Below are 18,420 nucleotides of genomic sequence, written 5' to 3'. Positions count from 1 at the left end.
TAATGGGAACATAAGATCTATAATAGAGGTGCGTGAACATGACAAAATTGTCTAAAAGACAGCAAGACATACTAGAATATATTAAAATTGCAGTAAGAGAAAAAGGATATCCACCTTCCGTCCGGGAAATCGGGGAAGCCGTTGGTCTTGCTTCTAGTTCCACCGTACACGGACATCTGGCCAGGTTAGAGAGTAAAGGCCTCATTCGCCGGGATCCCACCAAACCAAGAGCCATCGAAATTTTAAATCTTGAAGAGGATACGATTCCACGCCAGCGAGTTGTGAACGTTCCTTTAATCGGTAAGGTTACAGCAGGTCAACCCATCACTGCTGTCGAGAATGTAGAAGAATTCTTTCCACTGCCTGAGCGTATGGCACCTTCTGATGAACAGGTCTTCATGCTGGAAATCATGGGTGATAGTATGATAGAAGCCGGGATCTTGGATGGGGATTTCGTTATCGTGCGTCAGCAGCAAACAGCGAACAATGGAGATATCGTCGTAGCGATGACCGAGGAAGATGAAGCGACTGTAAAACGTTTCTTTAAAGAAAAGGATTATGTTCGATTACAACCAGAGAATTCAACAATGGATCCGATCATTTTACGAAATGTATCCATTTTAGGAAAAGTTGTCGGAGTTTATCGTCAAGTACATTAATAGGTTTAAGCCGCTATGTTTAATAGCGGCTTAATTTTTTATGTAATTTGGAAGACTATTAAAGAATAAAAAAGCAGTGGGTCGTAGCGTTTTTGCTACGACCCACTGTTTAAGGATTAATACATTTGAATGTATTGCTCGCGCTCCCATGGGTGTACTTGTGTACGGAACATATCCCATTCGATTTCTTTCGCTTCAACGAAGTGTTCGAAGATGTGTTCTCCAAGGGATTTAACGATTACTTCATTTGTTTTAAGGTTTTCTAATGCAGCGTGTAATGTTGCTGGAAGATCTACGATTCCTGCTTCTTCACGCTCTTTTTTGTCCATGACATAAATGTTGCGGTCGATTGGCTTAGGAGCTGGAAGATTATTTTTGATTCCATCTAATCCAGCTGCCAGTAATACAGCCATCGCCAGGTATGGGTTAGCCGCCGGGTCAACACTACGAACTTCTACACGTGTGCTTAATCCACGAGAAGCAGGGATACGGATTAATGGGCTGCGGTTACGAGCAGACCATGCAACATAACAAGGAGCTTCATATCCAGGTACTAAACGTTTGTATGAGTTTACAGTCGGGTTCGTGATCGCTGTAAAGTCAGTGGCATGTTTAATGATACCTGCAAGGAATTGACGAGCTGTATCGCTTAATTGCAAATCTCCCTTTTCATCAAAGAAAGAGTTTTCCCCATTTTTGAATAGGGACATGTTACAGTGCATTCCTGATCCATTTACACCAAATAGTGGTTTTGGCATGAATGTAGCGTGCAAACCATGCTTACGTGCAATCGTTTTAACTACTAGTTTAAATGTTTGGATATCATCACATGCTCTTAATGCACTTGCATATTTAAAGTCGATCTCATGTTGACCAGGAGCAACTTCGTGGTGAGATGCTTCGATTTCAAAGCCCATTTCTTCTAGTTCTAATGCGATATCACGACGGCAGTTCTCCCCTAAATCTGTAGGAGCTAAATCGAAATAACCACCGTTATCGTTTAATTCTAATGTCGGCTCACCGTTTACGTCTAATTTAAAGAGGAAGAATTCTGGCTCAGGTCCTAGATTGAAGTCAGTAAACCCCAGCTCTTCCATTTGGCTTAAGATGCGCTTTAAGTTGTTACGCGGATCTCCTTCGAATGGAGTGCCATCTGGATTGTAGATATCACAGATTAGACGGGCTACTTTTCCTTTTTCAGCTGTCCATGGGAATACTAACCAAGTATCTAAATCAGGGAATAGGTACATATCTGATTCTTCGATACGAACGAATCCTTCAATTGAAGATCCGTCAAACATCATCTTGTTATCTAATGCCTTTTCAAGTTGACTCAGAGGGATTTCTACGTTCTTAATCGTCCCCAGAATGTCAGTGAATTGCAGTCGAATGAACTTTACACCTTCTTCATTCGCTAATCTTAGAACATCTTCTCTAGTATACTTTGCCATTTACGTATTTCCTCCTCAAGATTATTAAAGGTTTTATTTAATGAAAAAAGCGAGACATGTCACCTTGACGCAAAGATGCTTTAGTAAATCGACCAGAATGCATCAATTCATTTCGGAGTAATTTACGCAGCTCGTCATCAGATAGATCTTGTCGTGCTTTTTCTTCCTTTTCATTACTTACGTCAGATACCACTTTACTTTCATTATGACTGGATACAGCAAATATCTTCTTAATCCCAGCCATGTTGATGCCTTGATCTAACAGATCCTTTACTTCCAATAACTTATCAATGTCATTCAAGGAAAAGAGCCTGCGATTCCCCTCAGTACGTGCAGGGTTGATCAGCTGATGCTCTTCATAGTAGCGAATCTGACGAGCCGTTAAGTCCGTGAGCTGCATGACAATACTAATAGGAAATAATGCCATCGTTCGACGAATTTCACTTCCGCTCATCTTGATTCCTCCTTTTCTTTCCTTCTTGACCTTATTATATGTAATGTAAGGAGATCTGTCAATCATATGTTAGATTTTCTTACATAAGAAATCAAAAGAAAGGGATAGTCAAAATTAGACTATCCAATTACTACTTTATTATCCGTTCGCAACAGTGATTAAACCTTTTTCAATCAAATTATCTACTGCTATGCAAACGGCGATTTTTACATGGGCGTAAGTTAACCCCCCTTGGACATACGCTACGTAAGGTGGTCTTATCGGTCCGTCTGCAGATAATTCAATGCTGGAACCTTGTATGAATGTTCCTGCGGCCATAATGACGTCATCTTCATAGCCAGGCATATAGTTGGGATATGGAGTGAAATGAGAATTTATAGGGGATGCAAACTGGATTGCCTGACAAAATGCAACCATCTTATCTCTGTCATTGAATTGTACCGACTGGATTAAATCTGTTCGTTGTGCATAAGGACTTGGATTTGTATCCATGCCAAGCTCCGTTAAGAAAGCGGATGTGAAGACGGCACCCTTTAATGACTGTGCCACCACATGTGGCGCCAAAAAGAAGCCTTGATACATTTCTTGCAAACTGTAAAGAGATGCCCCGGCCTCGGCCCCTATGCCAGGTGAGGTCATTCGATATGAACATGCATCTACGTATCCTTTTTTCCCAACGATATATCCTCCTGTTTTAGCAAGGCCGCCACCAGGATTTTTAATAAGGGAACCGGCCATTAAGTCTGCACCTACGTGACAAGGCTCTCTTTCTTCAACAAATTCTCCGTAGCAATTATCTACAAAGACGACGATTTCAGGGTTAATTTCTTTAACGAAATCAATCATTTCTTTGATTTCATCTAGAGTAAATGAAGGTCTATTGGCATATCCTTTAGACCGCTGTATCCCTACCATTTTTGTCTTGGAAGAAATCGTTTTAGCCACTTTTTCAAAATCGATTTTTCCTGATTCGAGTAAATCAACACTTTGATAGCCAATCTGAAAGTCTTTCAGAGAACCGGTCCCTTCTCCGCGAATACCAACAATTTCTTCTAACGTATCATATGGTTTTCCCGTTATATACACCAGTTCGTCCCCAGGTCGAAGTACACCAAATAAGGCGATTGAGATTGCATGAGTGCCTGATATGATCTGAGGTCTCACCAGTCCCGCTTCTCCCCCAAATACATCTGCATAAATACTTTCTAATGTGTCTCTCCCTGCATCATCATACCCATATCCTGTGGAAGGAATAAAATGAGAATCACTTACACGATGCTTTTGAAAAGATCTAAGTACATTAAACTGGTTTTTTTCCGCTCTTTCTTCTATTTGTTTATGAATTTCTTTAATGCTTGCTTCAACTTTTGTTACCAGTGGCTTTAGAATGGTTCCGTGCACTAATTGTTCATACATGAGATTTTTGTTTCCCTTCTACCTTTGAAATTTCTTGATGTTTCCTGCGATTGGATGATCTTCCAAGTGATAGCCCGTCAATTCATAAACCTGGCTTTCCTCTATAAATTCCAGTTTTCTTAAGATGGTTTCATTCTTTAATTGTGAAAGGGCCTTCCCTTCACTCGCTGGAATGAATACATGATAAGATGTCATATGTTTTTTCACGATTTCTTCTATTTTTAATAAAAGCTGCCCGCGATCGTGTTCGTTTAAGGCACTGATCATTATATGATCCCATTCACTACTCGGAACAAAGTCAGGGTCCATTACATCTTTCTTATTGTATACCGTTAGCTGAGGCAGTCCATTCATGTCCAAGTCTTCTAATAAAGCTTGAACGGTCTTTTCGTGCTGACTGTAATCCGGATTTGAACTATCCACAACATGGAGAAGAAGATCCGCTTCCTTTACCTCTTCCAGCGTAGAGCGAAACGCCGCTACTAATGTAGTCGGGAGATCTTGGATAAATCCGACAGTATCCGTAAGTAATGCCGTGTATCCGCTGGGCAAGGGCATCTTCCTTGTCATCGGGTCCAATGTAGCAAAGAGTTGATTCTCTTCATAAGAATCTGCTAATGAGATTCTATTAAACAAAGTCGATTTGCCTGCGTTTGTATAGCCGACCAATGCTATTTGAAAGGCTTTGTTACGCTTTCTCCGTTCACGATACCTTTCTCTGTGTTCAACTATGATCTGCAGTTGTTTCTTAATGTCATCAATTCTGCGATGAATATGACGACGGTCACTTTCCAGCTTTGTTTCACCCGGCCCTCTTGTACCAATTCCTCCTCCCAACCTTGAGAGAGACGCCCCTTGACCGATTAATCGAGGAAGAAGGTATTGAAGTTGAGCAAGTTCTACTTGTAATTTCCCTTCTCTTGAACGGGCGCGCCCAGCGAAAATATCCAGGATCAGCTGAGTACGATCAATCACCCTTGCATTTAAATCTTTTGATAAATTCCTGATTTGACTCGGAGATAGTTCACCATTAAAAATGATAATATCCGGTTCTAATTGTTCTTCTAAAAGGGCCAGCTCTTCCACTTTACCTTTTCCTATATATGTACCAGGATGAACGCGATCCCGCTTTTGAGTTAATATAGCCACAACCTGACCTTGAGCCGTTTCCGTCAACTCTTCAAGCTCGTCTAGACTATACTGAAAACGCAAGTCTTCTTCCTCCAGTTGACACCCAACAAGAATGACTTTTTCCTTCACTTCATTCTTCAATAAACATCCTTCTTTCTGTACGTTTCATTATCATTTTCATCATACCAAATTCGTCTCGTAAACTCTATGTAAAAGGTAATGAAAAATGGTTGCAATTAAGTGCAAACGTGTTAAAATCAGTATGTTTGAATAAACAAAACATCGCTCACATTCTACATACTGGCATGTAGCATATTGTAATAGGGTTAGGAGGAATGTGTATGACATGGGAAGTATTGAGCATTATTGGTACCATTGCTTTTGCTATTTCAGGAGCTATCATTGCCATGGAAGAGGAATACGATATACTTGGTGTTTATATATTAGGAATTGTCACAGCATTTGGTGGAGGTGCCATTCGGAACTTATTGATCGGCGTCCCTGTTTCCGCTCTGTGGGAACAAGGCATGTTATTTCAGATAGCCCTTCTATCTATAACAGCCGTTTTTCTTTTCCCTAATAATCTCCTTAAGCATTGGAGAAAATGGGGGAATTTCTTTGATGCAATAGGTCTATCAGCCTTCGCCATCCAAGGAGCACTATACGCTTCTGAAATGAATCACCCGATAAGTGCTGTCATTGTGGCAGCCGTATTGACGGGAAGCGGCGGTGGAATCATTCGCGATCTTCTTGCCGGCCGGAAACCGTTAGTGCTTCGATCAGAGATTTATGCTGTGTGGGCGGTTCTTTGTGGAGCGGCCATTGGACTGGGAATTGTCCATTCAGCCTTTGAACTGTACTCTTTATTCATCATTACCACGACGTTGCGAGTACTTTCCTACTTATATAAATGGAGGTTGCCGAATAGGAGCTTAAGAGCACATGTTTAATGAAAAAATGCATTCTTTTATGAATGCATTTTTTTCATAGATTCTTAGATTCTTATTGTTTACTAAGTATGGTCATTCAGAAGAAGCTTTGTTAAACACCAGATCATTGCTGCGAATGGTTAATAAATCATGTCGATCATAGCAATTTTCCATTAGGAGGCGCATTGCCTGAGCACGGATTGACTTTTCTAATACATTCCGTACATATCTTCCATTTGAAAATGCCATGGGAGATAGTGTATTTTTAGCTGAATGAAGATGCTCCCTTATCTTTCTTTCTGCATCGTGACTTAATAAATACTCCTTCTCTTCTAACATCCTTCTGCCAATTTCCATCAGCTGATCAACTGAATAATCAGGAAAATGAAATACGAGAGGAAATCGTGATTGCAGTCCTGGATTCAAGGTGAGAAAGTGATCCATTTCCCTCGAATATCCTGCCAGAATCAAGATAAATTCATGCTGCTTATCTTCCATATGTTTGACAAGTGTATCAATCGCTTCTTTCCCGAAATCCTTTTCTCCGCCTCTGCCGAGAGAATACGCTTCATCAATAAATAAAATGCCTCCTAGGGCTTTTTTGACAAGGTCTCTTGTTTTTTGAGCTGTGTGTCCAATATATTCACCGACCAGATCAGCTCTCTCTGCTTCTATTAAATGTCCTTTAGAAAGTACATTCATTTTCAAGAACAGTTTTCCAATGATTCTTGCTACGGTCGTCTTACCTGTACCGGGGTTTCCTTTGAACATCATATGAAGTGCTTGTTTTCCTGCTTTCAACCCCATTGCTTCACGTTTCTTATTGACATATATCCATGCATAAATTTCTTTCACCATTTTTTTCATTTCTTCCATTCCCACAAGAGATCCGAGTTCTTCTTCTATTTCTTTTAAAGCGACATGCTCTTGAGGGAGAGACTGAGGAAGAGATTCATGCCTCAACGTATCTCGTACTGAACTCCGTTTTTGAGAATTCAATACAATGCTGATTTGACCATTATTTTTCATTCTCATTGGTTGATCCAAAGGTTTCACCTCACTATTCTAAAGACAGTATACGCTCCTGAGGATTTTAGGGTGACAAACGCCTATACTTCACCTATTTTTTCGACAAATATGAAGAATTCTGTCTATTCCTGCGCTTTCCCGAGAAATAAAAAGAAATACGGAGTGTTTTGCTTCGTTTATGTTACAACAGGTTCATCATTATATAGCTGTTAAAAACTAGTTTGTAGCATTGTAAGTGAGGGACGTAAAAAAAGCCTCTCTTATCATCCTATTCAATTACATTTCTTTTCATTAACTAATTCTGTTAATCCTTACTCAGATTCATGGCGTTTATGAGAAAAGGATCCGATAATAACTACAAAAAAAGCTGCCCCTAGAGGCAGCTTTCGAAAGCTTTTTCACAATTAATTGGTTGTCTCTTCAAAATTTATTTGGACATTACGCTGTGGAGCGAATGTTGAAATGGCATGTTTATATACAAGCTGCTGTTTTCCATCGCATTCAAACAGCACGGTAAAGTTATCAAAACCTTTCACTTGACCACGGATTTGGAAGCCATTTAATAAAAATACCGTACATAGTGAGCTTTCTTTTCTCAATTGATTAAGGAATTGATCTTGGATATTAATGGATTGTTTCATGGTTAGTCCTCCTCTTCTATCTCTACATTACTTATTCGACTTTAATTGAAGCTTTCCTGCAATAAATTCTGAAATATCCTCGATAATTTCGGCGTGCTGATTCTCATCTGTCATATCGAACCAGGCCACATCCATTTTATTTCTGAACCATGTCAGTTGACGCTTTGCATACCTTCTGGAATTTTGCTTTAGGTTTTCTGTTGCTCGTTCCAAGCTGACTTCACCATCGAAATAATCATAAAGCTCCTTGTATCCGATGGCCTGAACAGACTGAACATCCCTTATACCTTCATCGTATAACCCTTTAACTTCTTCTAATAGACCCTGTTTCATCATTAAGTCAACACGAAGGTTGATTCTTTTATAAAGTTTATCCCGATCCATGGTTAATCCAATTAAAGCAACATCGTACTGCAGCTCCTGGGATTGCGCTTCTTGATACTCAGACATTGTCTTGCCAGTACAATGATAGATTTCCAATGCTCGAATAACACGGCGGGTATTATTCCGGTGAATATTCCCTGCTGATACGGGATCCACGGATAATAACTGATCGTGAAGCCACCCGGAACCATTCTTCTCTAGGCTTGCTTCCAGCCCCTCGCGATAGTGTTCATCACCTGGAGTTTCAGTGAATTGATAATCGTATAGAACAGACTGAATATAAAGTCCTGTCCCCCCTACTATAAGAGGGATATTCCCATGAGAGTGTATTTCCGATATTTTTTTTCGGACAAGCTGCTGAAATTCAGCTACAGAAAAGGATTCATCAGGATCTTTAATATCAAGTAAATGATGCTGGACGCCTTCCATTTCTTCGGGGGTGATTTTAGCGGTACCGATATCCATTCTTTTATAGATTTGCATGGAGTCACCACTGATGATTTCCCCTTTAAACCTCTTTGCAAGTTCTATACTTGTATTGGTTTTCCCTACAGCAGTCGGACCAATAAGAACAATCACTTTCTCTTTCTCATATCTTGTCATACGTTCACTGCTTTCTATGTAAATGATTCTTTACATATTATCGTACCATAATGATAGATGTTGTGAAATCACATCTTGCTAGTTTGTCCATTTCTTTTATTATTATTCTCAGAGATTAAACTTTTTCTGCCTCCCTTCTTTATTGATGTCAATGTACCCGTTTATGGAACAGGTAAAACTGCTTGAAGGAATCCTTCAAGCAGTTTTAGTTAGTTATTCTGCTTTTAATTTTAACGTGTCTCCACTTGGGTTGGAGATTGAGGTTCCATGATAGTCACCATTAATCCATGCATTAATTTGATTATGATACCATTCACTCTTATAATGACCCGCTTGTCCAGGGCCTACAATATGAAAGCCATTGTTCATGTTCTCTGTATCGATAACAAATCTCCATGAAGCACCATGATTGACGATTCCACTCTCATTATAGCTTGCAGCTCCCACCGTCACTCTACTTCCTCCCACTGCCACAGGATCTCTGTCATTTAAGAACCATTTCAAAACTGAAGATGCTCCCGATAAAGGATGTTCAAAGTATACTCTATGATACATTCCCCACTCCCACTCGTTCATTGAAGAACCATATTCTTCTTCCAGCTCGTCTAATGCTTGGGTAAGTGAAGCTGTCAGGAAAGTCTTGTATCCTCCCCTGTCCACAAACCACTGAGATTCCTCTCCGTTATGAGCCTTCCGAATGAGTTCATCCACGACACTTTGACGGCCTTCAAACAGTTTCATCATATCTTTTGGAATTTCCTTTTTAAATAGACCAGTGGAAATTTCGTTCATCCATTGGTGAAAAACGAGTGGAGCAGCTAGTTTTTTATCATCTTTATTGTTCCAGGACTTCAGCAACTCAACAGCTTCTTTTTCTTTAGCTGTTAATGAGCCGCTTTCCATATCTTCAATCAGAATAGGAACCATTTCACGTGCATGTAAATTCATCTGATCCATTTGAAGGTCTTTCATATCGGAAAGAGCGATATCCTTTTTTGCTTCTAAATACTCAGATATTCTCATGTACCGATATGGCTGAGCCCAGTGATGACTAATGTGATATGGATATTCTTCGGAAACCACTTTATTATTTGCTGTTGCAATGAAACCCGATTCTGGATTGATGACTTTGGGAAGCTCTTCGAATGGTATAAATCCTTCCCATTCATAATCAGGATCCCACCCGGGAACAGGGAGAAGTCCGTCCCCTTTTTTCCTGATTGGAATTTTCCCATTTGCCTTATACGCAATCGTCCCATCCTCTGAGGCAAATACGAAATTTTGGGTAGGAACATGGAAGTCCTTTAAGGCTTCTTCAAATTCATCCCAATCCTTTGCCTTATTGATGTTAAGGATTGCGAGAAGTTCCAGACTTGGATCAAGTGCTGTCCATCTCATTGAAAGCACCTTTCCACTCTCATTTTGATGAGAAAACTCTGAAATCACCGGTCCATGTCTTGTGATTGTGACTTCATAAGGAATGGTGTCACCATCTTTTACTTTAATGGGCTCTTCTATGATCGTTGCCCTTTCCCACTTTTCATCATATAAAAACAGAGAAGGATCTTCATCATTTTGTTTTTCTACATATAAGTCCTGAACATCAGGTCCCGTATTTGTTACCCCCCACGCAATTTGCTCATTATGACCAAGGATGATCCCTGGAATACCGGCAAAAATCACTCCACTCACATTGACTTGTGGTGATTCCAGGTGCATCTGATACCATATGGAAGGAGTTCCCAATGAGAGGTGGGGATCGTCTGCTAGAAAGGGCTTACCACTGGCTGTTTTCTCTCCGCTTACCACCCAGTTGTTGCTCCCATTAAACTCCGGTGGAATGACAGCACTGGCAAATGATTGCTCCATATCAACCTGAACTTCTCCTATTTCTGATAGGATGGTAGGAGCGTCTTCAGGGTATGAAGGGAACAAATCATACGCTTTATCTTTTGGCAGGTTTTCTAATGCCCAGTACCGGAAAGCCTGTCCTTGCCAGTGGCCCCCTAAATCAAATGCCATATACTTACCGATGGTTAATGAATCGATGGGAGTCCATCTTTCAGGTTTATAGCCAAGCAGAGTGAATTCAATAGGGAGCCTTCCTTCATCTGTGGCTTCTTGCATAAAAGCGTTTACCCCATCGGCATACCATTCGAGAAGCTGCTTGGCTTCATCCGGATATGCGGCAAATGAAACCTCCGCTGCCCTCCGCAAACCAAATGTCCGGAAGAACTTGTCCCGATCAATTGCTTTCTCACCGACCACTTCACTCAATCGCCCCGAAGCCTGTCTTCTGCTTAGGTCCATTTGAAATAGACGATCCTGCGCCTGTACATAACCCTGTGCCATATAAAGGTCTTTTTCATTTTGAGCAAGAATATGGGGCACGCCGTCTTTATCCCTGATCACTTCTACATCTTGGGATAAACCTTTTAATGAAATAGCACCCGATGTAACAGGCAGCGATCTGTCAATGTAATAATTTGCAAAAATAAGGACTCCAAGCATGATAAACAGAATGGTTCCCGCTGTCCATAATATAATTTTAAGGCGTTTATTCTTTTTCTCCCTTAGAAGCTCTATGCCTCCATTCATTCCATTTCCCCCTATTTCATATATTGAATTTTCTGAATATAACTATATCTTAGTATTAGCTTTTTGTGAGAAGAATTCCTTCTACTAAAATGCATTCTGAAAAATTCTATATGTAAAAAACGAAAGGGCTATTAAATAAGAAATTAGTTACCATAACATTATTACTGGTAACTTTTTTTCTGCACACAACTTCGTTTAGACGATGGATCATGGGGGGTAAAAGATATTCAGGAGGTGAAGAACATGGCATTTGATTATGATCTTGATTTCGAGACGATTGATTTTCGGGAGCAGCCTGAAAAATATCGGGTGGGACGAGGGGAACAGGGTGTATTACTTGTCGAACCATATAAGAGTGAAATCCTTCCCCACTGGCGCTTTAAAAACACCGATATTGCCAAAGAATCTTCAAATAAGATATATGAGTTGTTTATCCAATACAAACTGGAAAATGATTTTGTAGGAATGGACATGGCCAGAAAGTTTCTTCAAATGGGGTATACAAGAGCTCGACGTTACGCCAACTATCCAGGAGGGAAAAAGTATAATAAAGAAGGAGATTTAAAGAAGAGAAAGATAGACGAAGAGAAAGCTGCATCTGCAGCAGTATTCGAAACAAAGTGGAAGCTTGCCAGAGAGGATGAAGAGTATCTTCATCTTAAAAAAGAACACCAAAGCAACTTTGGTTAAAGACAAAAAGAACAGGGGTGAACTACTGCTGGTTCATCCCCCTGTTCTGATCCTACATTATACGTTTAAACATCTTTTCCATTTCATACGTTGAATAGTGGATAAGTATCGGTCGACCGTGGGGACAGGTATATGGATCACTGGTCCTTCTAAGTTCATCCAGTAAAGCTTGCATGTCCTCATTTCGCAAATGATGGTTTGCCTTGATCGAACCTTTGCAACTCATCATAATCGCTGCTTCTTCCCTGAGCTTTTTGATATCCACCCGGTTCATTTTTAACACCTGTTCGATCATATCTTCGATGGTTTGCTGTTCTTCGCCTTTTGGAAACCATTGAGGATGAGCCCTGACAATGAAGCTATTGTAGCCGAACTCTTCCAGAAACACACCAACGTCTTCCAGAAGATGGCGGTATTCATTAATTTTAATATACTCGTCTGTAGAAAATTCAAGAGTAAGTGGGACCAGGAGTTCTTGGAGCTCTTTCGCAACCTCCCCCACTTTTTCTTTAAAGAACTCATATTTTATTCGTTCTTGAGCTGCATGTTGGTCAATAATATATAGGCCACGATCATTTTGGGCGAAGATATACGTACCATGCATTTGGCCGACAGGATAAAGCGGGGGAACTCCAGGAGAGCGGCCTTCCTTTTCAAGTACTTCTTCCACATTTGTATCCTGGAATCCCACTGCTTCCTCAAGGGAATCCATTAAGTCCGGAACTGCTGGTTCACCGGATACAGGAATTTTTGCCTCATGGGATTCGTCCCTTGGTGGTTCTGGTTCATAAAGCTTTTCCAACTCTTCCTTAGGAAGCAATCGTTCACGGACCTCACCTCTGAATCCCGTACTTTCTTCTTTCGGTTGAGGTTTATGCGAATGGTCTAGGCTCATAAACGTTTGCTCTGATTTCGGTTGTACAACCCTTGGTGCCACGGACCCTGAAGGAATCAATTCTCTTCCTTTAAACACCTTTTTGATTCCTTCAGTAACTAATGTATTTAATTCACTTTCTTTACTTATGCGGACTTCCATTTTGGAAGGATGTACATTCACATCTACCAGTATCGGATCCATTTCTATGCTAAGAAGGACGATAGGGTGACGCCCAATCGGAAGAAGTGTGTGATACCCCTCCCCGATCGCTTTCGCCAAAGCATAGTTCTTTATAAACCTCCCATTGATCATCGTTGAAATATAATTTCTGGAGGCACGTGTAACCTCCGGCAGGGAGATATAGCCCTTTACCTTGAAATCAAGTGAGCTCACTTGGATTGGCACCATCTTCTTGGCTATTCCGATCCCATAGATAGCGGCCAGAACTTGCAGGACATCCCCATTACCATTGGTGTGTAACAAAGATTTACCGTTATGCAGAAGCTTGATTGAAACGTTAGGATGCGCCAGGGCAATCCGGTTCACTACATCCGTAATGTTTCCCAGTTCAGTATGAATGGTTTTCATATATTTCAATCGTGCAGGTGTATTGAAAAACAGTTGGGAAACTGTGATATCCGTCCCTTTTCTTGACGACGTTTTCTCAAGGGAATGAATTTCTCCACCTTCAAGCTCGATACATGTACCCGGACCATCTCCCGTGCTCGTTTTCAGGACAAAATGGGAAACGGAAGCAATACTGGGCAGGGCTTCACCTCTAAATCCCAAAGTACGGATACGGAATAAATCATTTTCGTCTTTAATTTTACTCGTTGCATGGCGTTTGAATGCTGTCTTCACATCGTCTGCTTCAATTCCGTCACCATTATCAATGATTCGTATCGAATGTAAACCTGCTTCTTCAATATGAATTTCGATCACAGTTCCGCCTGCATCTATGCTATTTTCAAGGAGCTCTTTCACAACAGAAGCCGGTCTTTCCACTACTTCACCGGCGGCAATTTTATTTGAGAGGGAATCATCAAGCTGAAATATTTTCACCACAGTTTCACCTCCTTTAGTTTTTTAATTTTTTCTGGATTCCGTAAAGGGTGTTCATTGCATCTAATGGAGTCATCTCCAGAATATCCAGCTTTTTAAGCTCATCTAAGCATTTCTTCTCTTTAGAAGTAAAATTTTCTTTTTTCTCCTGTTTCTCTGCGGTAAAGAAGGAAAGCTGGGCAAGTTCTTCTTCATTTGGTTTTTGTTTATCAATAGCTGTTTCCCTAGCTACAGCCACTTCTTTAGAAAAAGATGGCACTTCCTTTCGCTCGAGTTCAAGAAGGATTTCGTTCGCTCTCTCTATCAGGACCTTAGGCAGCTCAGCAAGCTCGGCAACATGAATTCCGTAACTTTTGTCGGCTGCCCCCTCCTTGATTTTATGAAGGAAAACGAGCTTTCCGTTCTGTTCCATGGCACTTACATGCACATTTTTCACTTTTTGTAGTTCTTCTTCAAGAACGGTCAATTCATGATAGTGAGTAGAGAATAAGGTTTTCGCTCCTATATGATCATGAATGTATTCAATAATCGCCTGGGCAAGTGCCATTCCATCATAAGTGGAGGTACCGCGACCAATTTCATCAAATAATATCAAACTTTGCTGAGTCGCGTGGATGATCGCATTTCTCGCCTCTAACATCTCAACCATAAACGTACTTTGACCTGAAATCAGATCATCGGCTGCCCCGATGCGTGTGAATACTTGATCGAAGATTGGCAGGTTTGCCTCACTCGCAGGAACATAACAGCCAATTTGAGCAAGAATACTGGTTAAAGCTACCTGTCTCATATAGGTACTTTTCCCCGACATATTCGGTCCTGTAATAAGAAAGACTTCTCTTTCTTGATCCATATAGCAGTCATTCGGAACATATTCCTGAGCACCCATAACCTTTTCCACAACTGGATGACGTCCATCCCTCAGCAGGATTCTTCTTTCGTCATTAAAAACAGGGCGGGTGTAATGACGCTTTTCACTGACCGTTGCAAAACATTGAAGAACGTCCAATTCACTTACGAGCTTCGCAAGCTTCTGAAGGCGGGGAATGAATTCTTTCACTCTTTCACGAATTCCAATGAACAGTTCATATTCCAAATCAACGCTTTTTTCATCAGCCTGAAGGATAAGCGCTTCTTTCTCCTTTAACTCAGGGGTGATGAATCGCTCCGCATTTGTTAATGTTTGTTTTCTTTCATAGCGGTCTTCTTCCAGGTGTTGAAGGTTTGCTCTCGTTACTTCAATATAATAGCCAAAGACTCGGTTAAATCCTACTTTAAGGGACCTGATTCCCGTTCGTTCCCTCTCGTCCCGTTCGAGTTGAGCAATCCAGGACTTCCCGTTTTTACTTGCATCGCGGAATTGATCAAGCTCCTCATGATACCCATCTCGAATTAAGCTTCCCTCTTTAATGGATAGTGGAGGATTTTCTACAAGCGCTTGTTCGAGGAGGTCTGTTAATTCTTCACACGGATCAAGCTTGCTTACGATGTCATCGGTTGCTTCATTTTCGAGTGATTCCACCAGATGTTTTAAAAGGGGTACTTGCTGAAGCGATTTTTTCAGCTGAATCAGATCCCGTGCATTCACATTACCGAACGCAACCCTTCCTGCCAGTCTCTCAAGATCATACACTTCCTTTAAACGTTCTCTAAGGTCCTGCCTCTCGAAGAATCGCTCCAATAGCACTTCAACAACCGTTTGACGCTTTTCGATGTCCTGTTTATGAATAAGTGGTCGATCAATCCACTGCTTTAGTAATCGGGCTCCCATAGCCGTCATCGTTTCATCTAATAGCCAAAGAAGCGAACCTTTCTTTCCTTTTGATCGGATCGTTTCTGTCAATTCCAGATTTCGTTTTGAGTAGTAATCCATTTTCATAAATTGATGCAGCTGATATGTCTCAACTACTTGTAAATGATCAAGGCTTCTCTTCTGTGTACGGAAGAGGTAGTGAAAAAGGATGGATGAAGCTTCTATTAGTTTATCTTGTTTTAAAGGGGCAACGAGATGAGCGAAATCTTCTCTTGCTTCAGCTTCTTTCTCATAGGATAAGGTAACATCGTTTCGTTCTTTGATCTTGCTTTGTACCGCTTCACTAAGATCCGGGTGAATGACAACTTCCTTCGCACCAATCGTAGATAATTCATTCAACAATGCTTGAAGGCCATCTGTCACTAATGTCACTTTTGATTCCCCTGTTGTTAAGTCACTATAAGACAATCCGTATGTTTGGTCATTAAAATCGGACACAGAAGCAATATAATTGTTCTCTTTATCATTTAAGCCTTTCCCATCCATTACCGTACCGGGTGTAATGAGCTGAACAACTTCTCTCCGTACAACTCCCTTAGCTTGTTTCGGGTCTTCGGTTTGTTCACAAATTGCTACTTTAAAGCCTTTATCGATGAGCTGCTCTATGTAGTTAGGAGCAGAGTGATAAGGAACACCACACATGGGAATACGTTCCTTTCCTCCCCCATCACGACTTGTTAACGTTATTTCAAGTTCTTGAGATGCAGCAATGGCATCATCAAAAAACATTTCATAAAAATCTCCTAAACGAAAAAATAAAAAGGCATCTTGGTATTCTGCCTTTACTTGTAAGTATTGTTTTATCATTGGAGTATATTGTGTCATGGTTTCATTCAAACCTTTCCAAGTAAATCTACTAATCTCTCGACTATTCATTATATCACACGTAAAAGGTTTGGAGCATGTAGTAGATTGAGGAAACCAGATCTGGTAACTTCAAGATTAGTGTGTACCTCCTTTACTCACTCAAAAAATAGATCCGCTTCTAGAATGAGAAGCGGATCTATTTCTTACTTACTTGGCTTGTTTTGCTATGCTTGACTCATCGTCCAAACAGCTGGAGTTTTTTTCCTTAAACTTGACAAAATATTTATAAGAAAAGAAACCAATCAACAGTATAGCCCCTCCAATGAGAAGGTAGGTTTGTATGTTACTCATCAAAGATTGTACATGTTTGAGATTTCCATTCTTCCCGACTATTAACATCGTGAGGGTGATGGGAAAGATTCCGATAAACGTCAGTCCGCCAAACTTCCATTTGTTCACTTTACTAATACCTGCAACATAAGAGATATAGTTACCAATGCCAAGTGGTCTCGTGATGGCAATACTCCACAAGCCACATTTCCGAAACCATTTCTGACCTTTAGCCATTTTCTTTGAGCTGGTTTTTTCTTTGATTTTATCTTTTAATTTATATCCTATTCCATAAGGGATATAACTAAATAACGTATAAACCAAGCTGCTTGTGAATGCTAATATGATCAGCTTCGTCCATGATGGATCTAAAAGGTAACCATATGTCAGCGTCACGAGAGCTCCTGGAAATGGTAAGGATGACGCTTCAATTGCATTTCCAGCGAATAATCCCCACATCCCAAGCTCCTTAATTAAATTTATTACAAAATCAAACATCGGTGTGTTCCCTCCACGATTCATTTATATACCCTTTTCCCTATTTTGCATATTAAAAACGCTCACAAAGAATAAGAATTCATCCACTGGAGGGAAATAATGTATTCGAATTGACCCTTATTCCATTTCCTCAAGAAATGCATGACCGTCTATTTTCCATTGATCTTCAATCGCATCTTTCCGAATGATGAATTGAACGTCATTTTCGTCCTGAGATTGATCGGAACGTACCCATTTCACTCTAACCTGAATCTTCATCCCAACCAGTGCAGGTAAATCCTCTACAGGAAGTATCGATCTTTGAGTAATATCAATATGTTTCACTTTCTTAAGGGCCTCCTTCACAGACCCATTACTTCCAAACATCACTTGTGAAAGTAACTTTTGATCATGCTGATTGAAAGCAATCTCCATAACGCTGATCAACTCATAGGGGTCTAATTTGTATAGAAACCCATCCAGTTTTCCACCCGCTTTTAAAATCATGATCTTATGGGCCAAATCAGGTGTTGGTGTCTTATGGGTTGTACTGCCATAAAAATGCACGCAGAAATGTCCCGGAAAATTGTTTTGGAGAGCGCCTGCTCCGTGCGGCATTCCGTTCATTGAGGCAGATATTAGTTGATCATGTACTAAAACGAGAATTGCACGACGGTCCCAACTCCATTTTCCTCCATAGATGGATTTCATGATTTTCGTGTCTTTTTTTGTAATTGGTTGTACATCCGCATGTTTGCTTCCTGCTCTTCTTTGTACCTCGAAAGAAAGGCCGGTTTCTACATCAATGATCGTAAAATACGATTGTTTAGGAATGATTTCTTTCACTTGATCCCACGGAAGTATTTCTACAGTAAAACTAGGCATTGCCCCCGCAGGTTTAGCACTGCAGGCAAAAAGTAAAGACACAACCATCATGAACCTGAATAAATAAAGCATGTAAAGACCTCTTTTTTTCCTTAGTTTCTAATCACAACTGCAAATACATAACCATCAATTTTTGGCAATTAGGATTTAACATGAAAGAAGCCTTTTCCACCGATACTACATA

15 protein-coding genes are annotated in these 18,420 nt (G+C 40.5%); 3 read left to right on the top strand and 12 right to left on the bottom strand.

Annotated features, from left to right (window positions below; genetic code table 11):
* Nucleotides 1–38: 38 nt before the first annotated feature.
* Nucleotides 39–659 carry a transcriptional repressor LexA gene (gene lexA / locus Q1B03_RS10500; RefSeq protein WP_044337292.1) on the top strand — a complete coding sequence of 207 codons (621 nt, stop codon included), beginning with the start codon at nt 39–41 and terminating at the stop codon, nt 657–659.
* Nucleotides 660–775: 116 nt separating this feature from the next.
* Here lexA and glnA read toward each other — a convergent pair whose 3' ends face one another.
* The 4 genes from glnA to hflX all read right to left on the bottom strand — a co-directional run bounded on the left by glnA (nt 776) and on the right by hflX (nt 5,252).
* Nucleotides 776–2,110, bottom strand: coding sequence for a type I glutamate--ammonia ligase (gene glnA / locus Q1B03_RS10495; protein ID WP_148969244.1), 1,335 nt, complete (start codon nt 2,108–2,110; stop codon nt 776–778).
* A gap of 37 nt (nt 2,111–2,147) precedes the next feature.
* Nucleotides 2,148–2,564 carry a MerR family transcriptional regulator gene (locus tag Q1B03_RS10490; protein ID WP_299741061.1) on the bottom strand — a complete coding sequence of 139 codons (417 nt, stop codon included), beginning with the start codon at nt 2,562–2,564 and terminating at the stop codon, nt 2,148–2,150.
* 138 nt (nt 2,565–2,702) lie between these two features.
* On the bottom strand, nt 2,703–3,980 hold the full coding sequence (locus Q1B03_RS10485; protein ID WP_299741059.1) for a methionine gamma-lyase family protein: 1,278 nt from the start codon (nt 3,978–3,980) through the stop codon (nt 2,703–2,705).
* An 18-nt stretch (nt 3,981–3,998) separates the two neighbouring features.
* Nucleotides 3,999–5,252 (bottom strand): GTPase HflX, encoded by a 1,254-nt coding sequence (gene hflX / locus Q1B03_RS10480; RefSeq protein ID WP_299741058.1) that lies wholly within the window; start codon nt 5,250–5,252, stop codon nt 3,999–4,001.
* A 200-nt stretch (nt 5,253–5,452) separates the two neighbouring features.
* Here hflX and Q1B03_RS10475 point away from each other — a divergent pair, with 200 nt between their 5' ends.
* The gene (locus Q1B03_RS10475; RefSeq protein ID WP_299741056.1) at nt 5,453–6,061 is read left to right on the top strand and encodes a trimeric intracellular cation channel family protein; all 609 of its coding nucleotides are present in this window, start codon (nt 5,453–5,455) and stop codon (nt 6,059–6,061) included.
* A 72-nt stretch (nt 6,062–6,133) separates the two neighbouring features.
* On the opposite strand, the gene spoVK is transcribed toward Q1B03_RS10475, so the two are convergent.
* From spoVK to Q1B03_RS10455, 4 genes are all read right to left on the bottom strand, one after another.
* The gene (spoVK, locus tag Q1B03_RS10470) at nt 6,134–7,087 is read right to left on the bottom strand and encodes a stage V sporulation protein K (RefSeq protein WP_299741054.1); all 954 of its coding nucleotides are present in this window, start codon (nt 7,085–7,087) and stop codon (nt 6,134–6,136) included.
* A gap of 386 nt (nt 7,088–7,473) precedes the next feature.
* On the bottom strand, nt 7,474–7,710 hold the full coding sequence (hfq, locus tag Q1B03_RS10465) for an RNA chaperone Hfq (protein WP_299741051.1): 237 nt from the start codon (nt 7,708–7,710) through the stop codon (nt 7,474–7,476).
* 27 nt (nt 7,711–7,737) lie between these two features.
* Nucleotides 7,738–8,697 carry a tRNA (adenosine(37)-N6)-dimethylallyltransferase MiaA gene (gene miaA / locus Q1B03_RS10460; RefSeq protein WP_299741049.1) on the bottom strand — a complete coding sequence of 320 codons (960 nt, stop codon included), beginning with the start codon at nt 8,695–8,697 and terminating at the stop codon, nt 7,738–7,740.
* A gap of 213 nt (nt 8,698–8,910) precedes the next feature.
* Nucleotides 8,911–11,283, bottom strand: coding sequence for a penicillin acylase family protein (locus Q1B03_RS10455; RefSeq protein WP_299741296.1), 2,373 nt, complete (start codon nt 11,281–11,283; stop codon nt 8,911–8,913).
* Between the two features lie 255 nt (nt 11,284–11,538).
* On the opposite strand from Q1B03_RS10455, the gene Q1B03_RS10450 reads away from it, so the two are divergent.
* The gene (locus Q1B03_RS10450; protein WP_299741047.1) at nt 11,539–11,985 is read left to right on the top strand and encodes a DUF4385 domain-containing protein; all 447 of its coding nucleotides are present in this window, start codon (nt 11,539–11,541) and stop codon (nt 11,983–11,985) included.
* A 52-nt stretch (nt 11,986–12,037) separates the two neighbouring features.
* Here the strand turns inward: Q1B03_RS10450 and mutL are convergent, their stop codons facing one another.
* From mutL to Q1B03_RS10430, 4 genes are all read right to left on the bottom strand, one after another.
* A complete protein-coding gene (mutL, locus tag Q1B03_RS10445) occupies nt 12,038–13,927 on the bottom strand; it encodes a DNA mismatch repair endonuclease MutL (protein WP_299741045.1) in 1,890 nt (629 codons plus the stop codon).
* 13 nt (nt 13,928–13,940) lie between these two features.
* The gene (gene mutS, locus Q1B03_RS10440) at nt 13,941–16,562 is read right to left on the bottom strand and encodes a DNA mismatch repair protein MutS (protein ID WP_299741043.1); all 2,622 of its coding nucleotides are present in this window, start codon (nt 16,560–16,562) and stop codon (nt 13,941–13,943) included.
* 189 nt (nt 16,563–16,751) lie between these two features.
* The gene (locus Q1B03_RS10435; RefSeq protein WP_299741041.1) at nt 16,752–17,372 is read right to left on the bottom strand and encodes a DedA family protein; all 621 of its coding nucleotides are present in this window, start codon (nt 17,370–17,372) and stop codon (nt 16,752–16,754) included.
* 117 nt (nt 17,373–17,489) lie between these two features.
* The gene (locus Q1B03_RS10430) at nt 17,490–18,308 is read right to left on the bottom strand and encodes a hypothetical protein (protein WP_299741039.1); all 819 of its coding nucleotides are present in this window, start codon (nt 18,306–18,308) and stop codon (nt 17,490–17,492) included.
* Nucleotides 18,309–18,420: the final 112 nt, after the last annotated feature.

The organism is uncultured Rossellomorea sp. (genome assembly GCF_947488365.1).
Lineage (GTDB): Bacteria > Bacillota > Bacilli > Bacillales > Bacillaceae_B > Rossellomorea.
Note: the sequence above shows the minus strand (reverse complement) of the source record. Positions and strands in the feature narration are given on the sequence as shown.

Bases quoted from the DNA above. Each gene is read 5' to 3' on its own strand.
- lexA (WP_044337292.1), top strand. From the start codon at position 39: ATGACAAAATTGTCTAAAAGACAGCAAGACATACTAGAATATATTAAA.
- glnA (WP_148969244.1), bottom strand. From the start codon at position 2,110: ATGGCAAAGTATACTAGAGAAGATGTTCTAAGATTAGCGAATGAAGAA.
- Q1B03_RS10490 (WP_299741061.1), bottom strand. From the start codon at position 2,564: ATGAGCGGAAGTGAAATTCGTCGAACGATGGCATTATTTCCTATTAGT.
- Q1B03_RS10485 (WP_299741059.1), bottom strand. From the start codon at position 3,980: ATGTATGAACAATTAGTGCACGGAACCATTCTAAAGCCACTGGTAACA.
- Q1B03_RS10475 (WP_299741056.1), top strand. From the start codon at position 5,453: ATGACATGGGAAGTATTGAGCATTATTGGTACCATTGCTTTTGCTATT.
- hfq (WP_299741051.1), bottom strand. From the start codon at position 7,710: ATGAAACAATCCATTAATATCCAAGATCAATTCCTTAATCAATTGAGA.
- miaA (WP_299741049.1), bottom strand. From the start codon at position 8,697: ATGACAAGATATGAGAAAGAGAAAGTGATTGTTCTTATTGGTCCGACT.
- Q1B03_RS10450 (WP_299741047.1), top strand. From the start codon at position 11,539: ATGGCATTTGATTATGATCTTGATTTCGAGACGATTGATTTTCGGGAG.
- mutS (WP_299741043.1), bottom strand. From the start codon at position 16,562: ATGACACAATATACTCCAATGATAAAACAATACTTACAAGTAAAGGCA.
- Q1B03_RS10435 (WP_299741041.1), bottom strand. From the start codon at position 17,372: ATGTTTGATTTTGTAATAAATTTAATTAAGGAGCTTGGGATGTGGGGA.
- Q1B03_RS10430 (WP_299741039.1), bottom strand. From the start codon at position 18,308: ATGCTTTATTTATTCAGGTTCATGATGGTTGTGTCTTTACTTTTTGCC.